This window comes from Legionella fallonii LLAP-10, assembly GCF_000953135.1.
In the GTDB taxonomy this organism is placed as follows: Bacteria; Pseudomonadota; Gammaproteobacteria; order Legionellales; family Legionellaceae; genus Legionella; species Legionella fallonii.
The window spans coordinates 1,925,677-1,939,950 of the sequence record NZ_LN614827.1; the positions used below are offsets into that span (position 1 = coordinate 1,925,677).

Consider the following 14,274-nt stretch of genomic DNA (forward strand, 5'->3'; position numbering starts at 1 on the left):
CTCAACGGGATAATTGACAAAACTGACGTTAACTAAATGACAGTAAGGGCTAGGGAGAGGCACTTTGAACGATATTTCGCTCTTAACCTGACAAGCGATGAGCCCTTGCTTAACTCAACAACCTTTGTCAAGCAACGGATCCGACCTACAGTTACTGGAGCAGTTTGGATCAACAACTTAATAAGTCAATCCAGCGCGCCTAACTACTATCGACACATTTTAAAAAAATCAGTTAATAATAAAGAACATTCCTGCTGCATAATCCCTTCATCGATAACAACTTTATGATTTAAAGGATGGCCTTGTAGTAAGTTAAATACTGAACCGGCAGCACCTGCTTTCAGATCCCGAGTTGCAAACACTAAACGTTTGATACGCGCATGAACAATAAGCCCTGCACACATAGCGCAAGGTTCAAGCGTAACATACAGAGTCGTATCTAATAATCGATGATTTTTAATCGCTTGAGAGGCCTGCCTTATCGCATTAATTTCGGCATGCCCCGAAGGATCATGGCTATTTTGTAGAGTATTTCTACCCACACCAAGAAGCTCATTGTTTTGATTAACTAATACGGCACCAACAGGCACTTCCCCTACTGATTGCGCAAGGACAGCCTGCTGATATGCTTGTTGCATCCAATAACGATCACTCATTCCCATTCAATGGTTGCAGGTGGCTTACCGGAAATATCATAAGTAACACGAGATACACCATGCACTTCATTGATAATTCGGTTAGAGACGTTAGCAAGAAAATCCCAAGGTAATTGAGACCAATGTGCGGTCATAAAATCCACCGTCTCGACTGCACGAAGACAAATAACATAGTCATAACGACGTCCATCGCCCATGACCCCAACACTTTTAACCGGCAAAAATACAGCAAATGCTTGGCTTACCTTCTGATACAAATCAGCATTGTGCAATTCTTCAATAAAAATTGCATCAGCTTTCCTCAAAATATCGGCATATTCCTTTTTAACTTCACCCAGAATACGTACACCTAAACCGGGCCCCGGGAAAGGATGTCGATAAACCATAGAATGAGGTAGTCCTAATTCCCGCCCAACTTGTCTTACCTCATCTTTAAATAATTCGCGAATGGGTTCCAATAATTTTAATTTCATCTCCTCTGGCAAACCACCTACGTTATGATGCGATTTAATAACTGCAGAAACCCCATTAGTGCTTGTGGCAGCAGACTCTATCACATCAGGATAAATGGTCCCTTGGGCCAACCAGCTTACTCCAGAAATTTTATGGGCTTCCTTATCAAAGACATCAACAAAAGTTCGTCCAATAATTTTTCGCTTCTCTTCAGGGCATGTAACTCCCTTAAGAGCCTTCATAAATTGTTGTTCCGCATTTACGGCAATAATATGAATTCCCATATGCTGGCCAAACATATTCATTACCTGATCGGCCTCGTTTAAACGCAACAAGCCAGTATCAACAAAAACACAAATTAATTGTTTTCCTATCGCTTTATGTAGCAAAGCTGCGACTACAGAGGAATCCACTCCCCCAGATAAACCGAGCAAGACTTTATCACTTCCTACTTGTTGTCTTATTTTGCTGATTGCCTCATCAATAATATGTTCAGGAGTCCAATCGGTGGAAGCATTACAAATATCAACAACAAAACGACGGAAAATACTAATCCCCTGAGCAGTATGAGTCACTTCAGGATGAAATTGCAGACCATACATCTGGCGAGTTTCATCAGCCATTCCTGCAATAGGAGCATTGCGGGTTTCACTGATAACACTAAAACCCGCAGGCACTTGTGTCACTTTGTCACCATGGCTCATCCATACATCCAATAAAGAGAATCCTTCAGATGAGCGTCTGTCTTCAATTTCTGAAAAAAGCTTATTTTTACCCTGCAATTTTAATTCAGCATAGCCAAATTCTTTTACTGAGGACGATTGCACTTCTCCTCCTAATTGCACTGCCATAGTTTGCATACCATAACAGATACCTAATACAGGTATTCCTGCATTAAAAACCCATTCTGGAGCACGAGGATTAGCGTCATGAGTTACAGTAGAGGGTCCGCCAGACAGAATCACTCCACAAGGATGAAGCGCCTCAAATTGTGAATGTTCCACATTATAGGGATGAATCTCACAATAAACCCCTAACCCGCGAATACGACGCGCGATGAGCTGGGTGTATTGTGAACCAAAATCGAGAATAAGTATGGGGCGTTGTTTTAAATCATTCATTATTAATTGTCCACCTGATAATTAGGTGCTTGTTTGGTAATACTCACATCATGAACATGTGATTCTCTCATACCCGCATTAGTCACTTGCACAAATTGTGTTTTTGTATGCAACTCATCGATTGTAGAACAGCCCGTGTATCCCATACAAGAACGCAAACCACCTAATAATTGATGGACTATGGTTTGTACTGGACCCTTATAAGGAACTCGGCCTTCTATTCCTTCAGGAACTAATTTTTCAGATCCTTGAGATGCATCCTGAAAATACCTATCACTTGAACCTTGAGCTAAAGACATGGCACCAATAGATCCCATTCCTCTATAACTCTTATAAGTACGTCCTTGATATAATTCAATTTCACCAGGAGATTCCTCTGTTCCTGCGAACATGCCGCCTAGCATTACTGTATCTGCACCAGCAGCTAAAGCTTTGCACACATCCCCTGAAAAACGAATACCGCCATCAGCAATGATTGGGATTTTTCCTTTTAATTCCGCTGCTACATTTGCAATAGCGCTAATTTGAGGAACACCAACACCGGTTACAATGCGAGTAGTACATATTGAACCAGGTCCTATGCCCACTTTCACCGCATCGGCCCCAGCCGCATATAAATCATGAGCAGCAGCTGCTGTAGCAATATTGCCGCCAATTACCTGAACATCAGGGAACTGTTTCTTAATCCATTTCACTCGATTTAAAACGCCTTGTGAGTGACCGTGCGCAGTATCAACAACAATCACATCAACACCTGCCTCTACTAGAGCGGCAACTCGTTCGTCAGTTCCCTCACCAACACCAACAGCAGCCCCTACGCGTAATTGCTCTGACTCATCTTTACAGGCATAAGGATTATCTTTTGCTTTTTGGATGTCCTTAACGGTAATTAATCCACGTAATTCAAACGAATTATTAACAACCAATAGTTTTTCAATACGATGTTTATGCAATAGACTTCGTACTTCCTCTCTACTCGCCCCTTCTTTTACTGTAACCAATCGTTCTTTTGGCGTCATTACGTCAGCAACAGTTAAACTCATGTTAGTTTCAAAGCGAATATCACGGCTTGTTACTATACCCACTAAATGTTCGCCATCGACAACAGGAACCCCTGAGAAATTATAACGTGTCATGACATCAAGCAGCTTTTCCACAGTAACATCAGGTGTTACAGCGATGGGATCTTTGACCATACCACTTTCAAATTTTTTAACTCGTCTCACCTCTTCAGCCTGAGCTTCAATACTCATATTTTTATGAATAATACCAATACCGCCTTCTTGCGCTAAAGAAATAGCCAATCGCGCCTCAGTTACTGTATCCATGGCAGCAGAAAGTAAAGGCATATTCAGAGAGATTGTTCGCGTTAATTTGGTTTGTAATGAAACATCTTTTGGAAGAACAAGCGAGTGGGCGGGCACGAGCAATACATCATCAAAGGTCAATGATTGCTGTACAATATTAAGAGGCATTATCATCTGACTCCAGTGGTTAAATTAACCGAATAGTATACTATAAATATAGAAAAAGTTAAACATATAATTCATAAATATTACATTTTACTTGCTAATATAAGTTTAATTTCAATTGAAGAACTTGACAGCTTGAATTAATGATGCAATAGCGTGTAAACTCTTGGTTAAATATTGTGTTGGGAAGGGTGCAACATTGGCTAAAATAATTGTAATCACTTCAGGTAAAGGTGGAGTAGGAAAAACTACTTCTTCTGCGGCTATCTCTTCTGGTCTTGCCCTACTAGGACATAAGACCGTTGTGATAGATTTCGATATAGGATTAAGAAATCTAGATATCATTATGGGGTGCGAAAGACGTGTTGTATATGACTTTATCAACGTCATCAACGGTGAAGCGACTCTCAATCAAGCGTTGATTAAGGATAAGCGTGTTCCTAACCTTTATATACTACCCGCCTCCCAAACACGCGATAAAGATGCGCTTACTATAGAGGGTGTAGAAAAAGTCCTCAATGAGTTATCAAAAGACTTTGCGTTCATCATTTGTGATTCTCCAGCAGGTATTGAAATGGGTGCTTTAATGTCCATGTACTTCGCCGATCATGCAATAGTTGTTACTAACCCAGAAGTATCATCAGTGCGTGATTCAGACAGAATTTTAGGAATTTTGGCCAGCAAAACCAAAAGGGCAATTGATAATGCCCCTCCAGTCCAAGAGCACTTATTGCTAACGCGTTATGATCCTGAGCGAGTAGAACGGGGTGAAATGCTCTCAGTAAATGATGTTAAAGAAATTTTAGCCATTCCTTTAATTGGCGTAATTCCAGAATCAAAATCAGTTCTTAGAGCATCGAACACAGGTACACCTGTAATCCTTGATGAGAACAGTGATGCCGGTCTTGCTTATCAAGACGCTATCGCGCGTTTTCTCGGCGAAGAAAGACCTATGCGTTTTATAAATACCGAGCGTAAAGGAATATTGCGTCGCTTATTCGGTAAAAACAAGGAGGAAGTGGCTATATGAGTATATTTAACTATTTGCGTAGAAGAAACTCTACCGCATCTGTTGCCAAAGAGCGTTTGCAGATAATTATTTCTCATGAACGCTCACAACGGAATACTCCAGATTATTTACCCAAGCTACAAGAAGAAATTCTGGCCGTTATTGCTAAGTATGTGAATATTACTCGTGATCAGGTCAGTGTTAACCTTGAGCGTTCTGGAGATAGCGCTGTTTTAGAACTAAACATTACTATGCCTGATGAAGCGATAGAAGAAGCTTAAGAAAAAACTTAAACTCAACTTTTTCTTGTCACCTATTCTATCCTTTCATTATTCAAAGTGATTCTAACCGCATGACTTTATAAGTGTGGAAGGACTAAGAGTTCTGGAAGTTTGGACACAGGCTCCCTCCCTTCCACTTCAAAAGTTCTAATTTTAATATCAAAAAACCGCATACTACTCTTTATATGGATGCCTGGCTTGTCCTTGTTTTGCTGGTATTTGATTCTTTCAATCAGGATACGTTGGAGGTTTTCTTCAAAAAGCGATTGCTCATCGCCCACTGCTAATGCACAATTAGCATCAATTTTTTTATCATAATACAGCGATAGGATAGACATAAATTAACCTAAGTTAGGGTTGAAAATAGACAACCATAATTAAAAAATATGGTATGACATGGTCAAGTATAAAGTACTATAGAGGAAAACCTATTACCCATAAAATATTTAATAAATGAAGCCCAGGTTGCGACCCTCGGCCCTTCAATCATAACAACTACATTCATTAAGCTATGATTTTTTTATTGCATTCAGTTGCTCGATAACTTTATCGCCCATTTCTGTTGTAGACACTAAAGTTCCGCCTGATATCATAATATCTTTGGTATAAAATCCGCACTGTAACACGTTATTTACAGCCTCCTGTAACAGACATGCCTCTTGCTTCAACTTAAAGGAATACTGAAACATCATAGCAACACTTAATATAGTTGCTAAGGGATTTGCTTTATTTTGACCCGCAATATCTGGTGCAGAACCATGTATAGGCTCATACAATGAATGATGAACACCTAGAGAAGCCGAAGGCAACATACCCAATGACCCGGTTAGCATTGATGCTTCATCAGACAAAATGTCTCCGAATAAATTCGACGTTAACATCACATCAAACTGTTTGGGTTGACGAATCAATTGCATGGCCGCATTATCCACGTACATATGAGACAAACTCACTTCAGGATATAAACGATCTCGAATCTGTTGTACTGTATTACGCCATAATAAAGAAGTTTCCAATACATTCGCTTTATCAACAGAACACACTCGGTTGTTACGTTGTTTTGCTAACTCAAAAGCGACTATCGCTATACGCTCAATTTCTGTTTTTGTATAACGCATCGTATTAATGCCAATTTCGTCATCACCTGTCGATGTAATGCCACGTGGCTCACCAAAATAAAGATCGCCTGTTAGCTCCCTAATGATCATTAAATCCAGCTCCTCTATATAATCTCTTTTTAAAGGAGATGATTCAGCGAGAGCGGAACAATAGGTTACAGGTCTTAAATTAGCAAAAAGACCTAATTCCTGACGGATTTTCAGTAAGCCTTTTTCCGGTTTGTATTGATTGTCAATGTTATCCCACTGTGGGCCACCAACAGCACCTAGTAAAATGCTGTCTACTTTTTTTGCTAGAGCAAGACATTCATCATCTAAAGGAATCCCCTTGTGCTCAATAGATGCGCCACCTATACGCCCATAAACTAGTTCAAAATGATGTACTGTATTCTTGTTGAACCATTGAATTATTTTTTCCGCCTCAGTAGTCACTTCCGGACCGATACCATCACCAGGTAAAATTAAAATTGTTTTATGCATTATGAGCTCCTTACTCGAAAAGCCAAGGTTGATATATTTTTTGTGTTGCCTCAAAAGTTGATATTTTATCTTCGTAAAGTAATGTTTGAGCTATTTCATCCCATCCATGGAGCAGACTCTCTTTTCTATAAGCGTCAATGGAAAATGAAAATACCAATGAGTCCATACTAATGAATTGCGACTCTAAATTTACTGTAACTAGTTTTGCAGTATGTACCTTAAGTAGGCTAATTTCTTCCATGGTTAAAACAATAGGAAGCAATCCATTTTTAAAACTATTATTATAAAAAATATCGGCAAAACTCGGGGCAATGACGACGTTAATTCCAAAGTCAACTAAAGACCAAACTGCATGTTCTCGGCTTGAACCACAACCAAAATTTTCTTCAGCTACTAAAATTCTGGTATTTTGATAGTCATTCTGATTGAGAATGAAATCAGCTTTAGGATTATTGACTTCATCGTAGCGCATTTCTGCAAATAGATAGTTTCCTAATCCAGTGCGCGTAATTGTTTTAAGATATTGCTTGGGTATGATCATATCGGTATCTATATTGGCTATGGGTAAATAAGCCATAACACCGGTCACTGTTTTAAATGCTTTCATACTCTTCTCCTAGTATCATATAGGTTGGGCCAAGGTTCCTTGGCCGTCAGGTCTTCCTTAACCAGGCGACTATGGACCAGGGATCCAACCTCCGTTTGATTTATTTCTTAAGTTGCCCTCATAATTTATTGCAGCAAAATTCTTACATCGGTTAGTTTTCCAGTAATGGCTGCTGCAGCCGCCATTGCAGGGCTCATTAAATGAGTACGCCCTCCTCTCCCCTGCCTTCCTTCAAAATTTCGATTAGAAGTTGACGCACAACGTTCCCCAGGTTTTAATCTATCGGCATTCATGGCCAAACACATAGAACATCCCGGCGCTCTCCAATCAAAACCACTGGCTATAAACAATTTATCTAAACCTTCTCGCTCCGCTTGCTCTTTAACAACCCCAGAACCTGGAACAATCATGGCATGGACGTCATGTGCTACTGTACGCCCACGAACTACTTCAGCAACATAGCGCAGATCCTCTATACGAGCATTGGTACAAGAACCGATAAATACTTTGTCTATTTTAATCTCCTGGAGAGACATTCCTGGCGTAAGTCCCATATACTCCAGGGCGCGCATTAAATTATTGCGCTTTACAGGATCAGGCTCACTCTTTGGATCAGGAACAAACTCATCAATGGGCAATGCGGTTTCAGGACTTGTTCCCCAAGTGACATAAGGTTTTAAATCATTGACATCAATGGTTATTTCTTTATCAAATACAGCATCTGAATCACTATACAGTGAAGACCAATAGGAAACTGCTTTCTGCCATGACTCCCCTCTCGGGGCATAAGGTTTGCCATAAAGATAAGCAAAGGTTACTTGATCAGGCGCAATTAAACCGGAACGAGCCCCCGCTTCAATGGACATGTTACACAAAGTCATTCTTGCTTCCATTGAAAGAGTTTTAATAGCCGACCCAGTAAATTCCATCACATAGCCCGTTCCACCTGCAGTCCCTATTTGTTTAATAAGAGCTAAAATAATATCTTTAGCACTTACCCCAAAAGGAAGGTCGCCTTCTACACGAACTCGTAAATTTTTAGATTTTTTTAGAATCAATGTTTGTGTTGCAAAGACATGCTCAACTTCGCTAGTTCCAATGCCAAAAGCCAAAGCACCAAAGGCACCATGAGTTGAAGTATGACTATCTCCACAAACAATGGTTGTTCCTGGTAAAGTAAATCCTTGCTCGGGACCAATAATATGAACAATGCCTTGTCGTTTATCATTAAGATTAACATAGGAAATTTGATGCTCATTACAATTTTTCTCAAGCGTTAACACTTGCATTTGTGATTCGGGATCTACTATTCCCATATGTCGATTGACAGTGGGCACATTATGATCACTAACGGCTAAAATAGTGCTGGGACGACGAATAGTTCTGTTGGCATATTGTATTCCTGCAAAGGCTTGAGGACTGGTGACCTCATGAATTAGATGTCTATCAATATAAATAATTGCAGTCCCATCTTCTTGCTCATAAACCTGATGTGTATCCCAAATTTTGTCATATAAAGTATGCATAATCACTTCCTCTTTAAATTCTATCGTTAGAAAACCACCTCAAAAACAACTAGCAAGATACCTCCTCAGGTTCTCTTACCAGGCGGTTATAAGCTTCTATAATGATTTGAGTTATCGCACCGACTTTGAAAAAATGCGTACCGATCTGTGACACAGGTGCTACCTCAACGGCGCTTCCTGTAATAAATACCTCATCAGCATTATTGACTTCATTAGGCTGAATATGGCGTTCAATTACAGGGATATGATGCTCTCGAGCCAATGCAATAATGGTTTGCCGAGTAATTCCCTTTAAGAAACAATCGGCTATGGGAGTATGAATCACTCCATCTTTCACCATGAAAAAATTAGCCCCCGTGCATTCAGCGATATAACCACGATAGTCCAACATTAATGCATCATGAAAGCCTGATTGTTCTGCTTTATTCTTGCTTAATGAACCTATCATATATAATCCAGCGGCTTTAGCACTGACTGGCGCTGTTGCAGGAGAAGGACGTATCCAATCGGCCCACATCAGCTTTAATCCTTTTTTCATAATCTGATCATCAGAGAAATAAGACCTCCATTGCCAAGCCACTATAGCGACATGTACTTTACAGGAGTGGGAAGCAACACTCATCGTTTCTTCACCACACCAAGCAATAGGTCTAATGTAGGCATCTTGTAAATTATTTCTAAAAACTAACTCTGCGGTAATCGCGTTCAATTCATCTACTGAATAAGGAATGGTAAATCCCAATTGTTGTGCTGAATGGTGCAAACGTTGATTATGTTCATCCAATTTGAACACCTTTCCTTGATAGGCTCGCTCCCCTTCAAAGACAGCACTGGCATAGTGTAATGCATGAGTTAATACCGGAACTTGTGCTTTGCTCCAGGAAATAAATTGTCCATCCATCCAAATGACGCTATTTTCTTTAATACTATTTATTTGAATGGGAGATGTTTTTCCTTGAACCAGAGCAATGATATCTTTATCCGTTATCTCTTTTTGGATATCTCCTAATTGTTTGAAATTAGTAAATAATTCATCAAATGACTCTTCTGTAATATCAATCTTTAATGAGATTAATTTATTGCGAAATGCGGCACGACCCGAATGTTTTCCCATGCTTAATTTGGTGGAATGAAAACCAACGGATTCAGGAGTAATAATTTCATAAGTATCGCGACATTTCAGCATTCCATCTTGATGAATACCTGACTCATGAGCAAATGCGTTAGCTCCGACTATAGCTTTATTTTTTTGCACTATAAAGCCACTTGCAATTGAGACCTTACTAGAAATTTCAGCGATATATTGGGGATTTACATTGACGGTATAAGGAAATTGTTCAGGCCTAGTCTTAATAGCCATTACAATTTCTTCCAATGCTGCATTACCTGCACGTTCCCCTATGCCATTGATAGTACACTCGACTTGTCTTGCCCCAGCATTAATGGCTGACAAAGAGTTGGCTACGGCCAATCCCAAGTCATTATGGCAATGCACCGAAATAATAGCTTTATCTATATTAGGCACTTTTTGTTTCACAGCTTTTATCAAAAAAGCATATTCATAGGGAGTGGTGTAACCTACGGTATCAGGAATATTAATGGTTGTTGCACCAGCATTAATTGCTATTTCTATGGCACGCGCCAAAAAATCTAAAGGAGTGCGTGTAGCATCCATAGCTGACCATTCGATGTCATCACAATAATTGCGCGCCAAGGCCACTGATGCTCGTATTGCTTGTAAAGCGTCTTCTTGTGTCATGCGAAATTGGTGCTTCAAATGCATATCAGAAGTTGAAATAAAGGTATGAATTCTAGGTCTAGCTGCCAAGTTAATTGCTGCCCCGGCTGCCTCAATATCAACTGGTTTAGCTCTTGCCAAACTACTGACGACTGCATTTTTTACCTCTTTACTAATGGATTTAATGCACTGAAAATCACCTTGAGATGCTGCGGCAAAACCTGCCTCTATAACATCAATCCCCATATAATCAAGGGATTGGGCGATCTCTATTTTTTCGTTAATCATCATGGTCGCACCAGGAGCTTGTTCTCCATCTCTCAAGGTAGTGTCCAAAATAATAATTTGATCTGTCGTATTTTGTTTCATTTCATTCACCTATTTTTTGCTCGACCTCTTGCATTACTAGCAGGAGATCTCATGTAAAAAAAAGGGCGCCTGATTTGGGCGCCCTTAGTAGACCAGTGTGTTCCTAGTCATCCCCTAAGTAGCCCCAAATTAAGGCAAAGAAGAAGTAAACTAAGAAGAACTAGTTGCACAGTTGATAAAGAAAGTGAATGTCTAGCGGCATTAAAAAAGTTAGAATAACTCTTATTTGCCACGGGTGAAAAATTACTATTCTGAATATTTTTGAAATGGATTTTATTGTTCATATTCACTATTACTCCATCATAATCTTAATTAAGAAAACGGATGTGCTCAGCCCCCTATCAGCGGGCGCCTGTGTTTTGTTCATATTAAACAAAACGCTCCTAACCAGTGGTCACATACTGATGCATCGAGTTTGACCATTTTCGAATTGCCGACGAAAGTCGGCATCCATCAATCGTTAACATTAAATGGATACCGGCTTTCGCCGGTAATTCGCCTAATATGTGATTAAATTCCACTAATTGGGTAAAAAACAGCATATAGCTGAAGCTATTACAAAAAAACAAATGTGTTTTGTATTTTTTAAAGACCTAACTTAGCGTTACAAAACGATATGGCCGCTAAGCCAGGCGACTAAGACTAAGTAATAGATTAAGAGTATTGAATAATTGAAATAAGGGAGATAAAACATAGTTACATCGTCGAAAAGCAGCACTTACAGAATAAGTCTGTAAGGAAAAAACGCTTTGTTGACGGATAGACAGCATAATGGCACCTATGTTTATTCTTTCAAGCTAACAGATTAGGATAGTGCTGTCAATAGCGTTTTAATTTTAAAGGAAATGCAATATGTCCGAGAGGCGGTAGTAACATAGGTTGAGCCGTGGCCCAACCTATTCAGCCCTATTTAATTAAACAATCTCTGTTTCTACATCATCTTTAGCAGGCTTTTTAGCTTTAACTTTATGATCACCAACCATAGAAGGACGACGTAATTCCTCATCAGCGAAATCGTCTACCTTAATGATTGCTTGTCTTGCTAGTTCAGCGTCTTCTAATTGTTTCGCTTCCGCCTCAGTTAAAAGACCACAATGCAATGCTTCAGTAATTTGATCAAGAAAAGTAAGCGATTTTAATACATGATCTTTTACCGCTTTCATTACTTTTTTCTCTAACTCTTCCACTGCGCAAATTTTGTGAAATGCTTCTTCTAATCGACCTAAAGGACAATTATCAAGAGCTTCCTTATACACCAATCGAGTTAAACGGGTTCGAGCGTCATTAGGCTCAATTAGAATTCTTGCTAATTTATGACCTAGCTTATCGTTTGGTTTATTTCTTCTATTACCAAAAGGTTTTAGAATGAGGCGTAATGCGATTCGTGCCCAGCGTGCAGGAAAATTAATAATAACACCCTGCATGGCAGTTTCACATTCATGCAACAACTGTTGGCAACTCCATTGAACTAGAGGTAAGTCTTCTTTTGGTTCACCGTCTTCATAAAATCGTTTCAGTACGGCTGAAGTCAAATACAAGCAACTTAACATATCACCTAAGCGAGCTGATAATTTCTCTCGACGCTTTAGCTCACCACCGAGTATAGCCATAGAAAAATCAGCCAGAAAAGCTAGGTTAGTACTGTATTTATGAACTAGCTGGTAGTATCGCTTAACACTACTTACAGGCGCTTTAGTCATCAATGCATCAGTCCATGCAAAGATCAAAGATTTAGTGAAGTTTGCGATAATAAAACCTGCATGACCAAAGAATACTGTATCAAATTCATTTAGATCATTGTTGCGTACACTTTCTAACTCTTTGAATACATAAGGATGACAACGTATGGCGCCCTGACCAAAAATAATTAGATTACGTGTCAGGATGTTAGCACCCTCTACAGTAATACCAATCGGCGCACCTTGATACCCCCTACCAATGTAATTATTAGGGCCAAGACAAATCCCTTTACCACCATGAATATCCATGCCATCGCATCCAATCTGACGAGCGCGTTCAGTGGTATGATATTTTAATATTGCACCAGCAACTGAAGGTTTAGCGCCATGATCTATCGCTGCTGCGGCCATGGTTAAAGCCGCATCAATAATGTATGTATTTGCCGCAATTCGCGCTAAAGGCTCTTCTATTCCTTCAAATTTACCTATAGATTGATTAAATTGCTTGCGAATACGAGCATAAGCGCCTGATGCTAGCGCCACCGCTTGAGCACCACCATTAGCGCTTGAAGGTAAAGAAATAGCTCTACCTGCACTGAGGCACTCCATTAACATACGCCAGCCATGTCCGGCCTTCTCTACGCCACCAATCAAATAATCCATAGGGATGAATACATCTTTACCCTGAGTTGGACCATTTAAAAAGCCACTATTTAAAGGGAAATGTCGACGTCCTTTGACCACCCCAGGGGTTGTCGCAGGAATAAGCGCACAGGTAATACCAATATCCTCGCCCTTACCTAATAAATTGTCAGGGTCAAACATTCTAAAAGCAAGACCAATTACTGTAGCTACAGGGCATAAGGTAATATAACGTTTATTCCAATTTAAGCGTATGCCAAGCACCTGTTGTCCATTAAATTCTTGTTTACATACGATCCCCTCATCTGGAATTGAAGCAGCATCAGATCCCGCATTAGGCCCTGTTAAAGCAAAGCATGGAATTTCGCGACCATCGGCCAAACGAGGTAAATAATAATTTTTTTGTTCTTCAGTACCGTATTTTAACAATAACTCCCCTGGGCCTAGAGAATTAGGTACTGATATAGTCGTTGCGGCAGTAATACAGCGGCCATAAATTCTGACTAAAATAGACATCTGTGCTGTAGCAGAAAACTCCAGACCACCATAACGTTTAGGAATAATCATACCTAAAAAACGGTTATCTTTAATAAACTGCCACACTTCTGGCGGTAAATCCGTTCGGTTATGAGTAATATCCCAATCATCAAGCATGGTACAAAGTTGATTGACGGGCCCCTCTATAAATGCTGTTTCCTCTGGTGTTAAATGAACTACTGGTGCGCTTCTAAGCAACGAAAAATTGGGAGCGCCGCTAAATAAATCCCCCTCCCAACTAACAGTACCAGCTTCCAATGCTTCACGCTCCGTTGACGACATTGCAGGCATCGCTTTGCTGACTGTTTTGAATAGATATTGGGATAGCAATTTTCTTCTAAGTGGTTTTATAGCACTCAAAATCAAAATAAATTCTACAGACCATATCAGTAGTTCCGTAAAAAATCCCGGGGTACCGTATCTCATGACTAAGGCAGTAAAAAGCGAAAAACTAATTGCCCATACTGAAATAGAGGCTTGTCTGGTTAACAAAATCCCTGCGGCCAATACTGTCGCAAGTATTAAAATAGCGTGTAACACTCTGCTTTCTCCTTATTTTTACTAGCCTAAATTAAAATCCAATATT

General features: G+C 39.8%; 11 protein-coding genes. 2 read left to right on the forward strand and 9 right to left on the reverse strand.

All coding sequences use genetic code 11. The features are described from left to right. Positions 1-206: 206 nt before the first annotated feature. The 3 genes from tadA to guaB are packed head-to-tail and all read right to left on the reverse strand — an operon-like array spanning position 207 to position 3,705. The gene (gene tadA, locus LFA_RS07830; RefSeq protein WP_045095699.1) at positions 207-656 is read right to left on the reverse strand and encodes a tRNA adenosine(34) deaminase TadA; all 450 of its coding nucleotides are present in this window, start codon (positions 654-656) and stop codon (positions 207-209) included. Continuing rightward, positions 653-2,230, reverse strand: a complete 1,578-nt coding sequence (guaA, locus tag LFA_RS07835) for a glutamine-hydrolyzing GMP synthase (protein ID WP_045095700.1) — start codon at positions 2,228-2,230, stop codon at positions 653-655. The genes tadA and guaA overlap by 4 nt, the downstream gene beginning before the upstream one ends. A gap of 2 nt (positions 2,231-2,232) precedes the next feature. Continuing rightward, positions 2,233-3,705, reverse strand: coding sequence for an IMP dehydrogenase (gene guaB / locus LFA_RS07840; RefSeq protein ID WP_045095701.1), 1,473 nt, complete (start codon positions 3,703-3,705; stop codon positions 2,233-2,235). Positions 3,706-3,901: 196 nt separating this feature from the next. Between guaB and minD the strand changes: the two genes are divergently transcribed. Both minD and minE read left to right on the forward strand, forming a co-directional pair. Continuing rightward, the gene (gene minD / locus LFA_RS07845; RefSeq protein ID WP_045095702.1) at positions 3,902-4,732 is read left to right on the forward strand and encodes a septum site-determining protein MinD; all 831 of its coding nucleotides are present in this window, start codon (positions 3,902-3,904) and stop codon (positions 4,730-4,732) included. After that, complete coding sequence (gene minE / locus LFA_RS07850; RefSeq protein WP_045095703.1) at positions 4,729-4,992, forward strand: cell division topological specificity factor MinE; 264 nt, start codon at positions 4,729-4,731, stop codon at positions 4,990-4,992. The genes minD and minE overlap by 4 nt, the downstream gene beginning before the upstream one ends. A 77-nt stretch (positions 4,993-5,069) precedes the next feature. On the opposite strand, the gene LFA_RS07855 is transcribed toward minE, so the two are convergent. From LFA_RS07855 to LFA_RS07880, 6 genes are all read right to left on the reverse strand, one after another. Next, the gene (locus tag LFA_RS07855) at positions 5,070-5,330 is read right to left on the reverse strand and encodes a hypothetical protein (protein WP_045095704.1); all 261 of its coding nucleotides are present in this window, start codon (positions 5,328-5,330) and stop codon (positions 5,070-5,072) included. 171 nt (positions 5,331-5,501) lie between these two features. Beyond that, a complete protein-coding gene (gene leuB / locus LFA_RS07860; RefSeq protein ID WP_197541206.1) occupies positions 5,502-6,590 on the reverse strand; it encodes a 3-isopropylmalate dehydrogenase in 1,089 nt (362 codons plus the stop codon). Between the two features lie 10 nt (positions 6,591-6,600). Beyond that, the gene (gene leuD, locus LFA_RS07865) at positions 6,601-7,197 is read right to left on the reverse strand and encodes a 3-isopropylmalate dehydratase small subunit (protein ID WP_045095705.1); all 597 of its coding nucleotides are present in this window, start codon (positions 7,195-7,197) and stop codon (positions 6,601-6,603) included. A gap of 125 nt (positions 7,198-7,322) precedes the next feature. Then, complete coding sequence (gene leuC / locus LFA_RS07870; protein WP_045095706.1) at positions 7,323-8,723, reverse strand: 3-isopropylmalate dehydratase large subunit; 1,401 nt, start codon at positions 8,721-8,723, stop codon at positions 7,323-7,325. A 49-nt stretch (positions 8,724-8,772) separates the two neighbouring features. Further along, on the reverse strand, positions 8,773-10,830 hold the full coding sequence (locus LFA_RS19440; RefSeq protein ID WP_045095707.1) for a 2-isopropylmalate synthase: 2,058 nt from the start codon (positions 10,828-10,830) through the stop codon (positions 8,773-8,775). Positions 10,831-11,744: 914 nt separating this feature from the next. After that, a complete protein-coding gene (locus LFA_RS07880) occupies positions 11,745-14,228 on the reverse strand; it encodes an acyl-CoA dehydrogenase (protein WP_045095708.1) in 2,484 nt (827 codons plus the stop codon). Between the last annotated feature and the right edge of the window lie 46 nt (positions 14,229-14,274).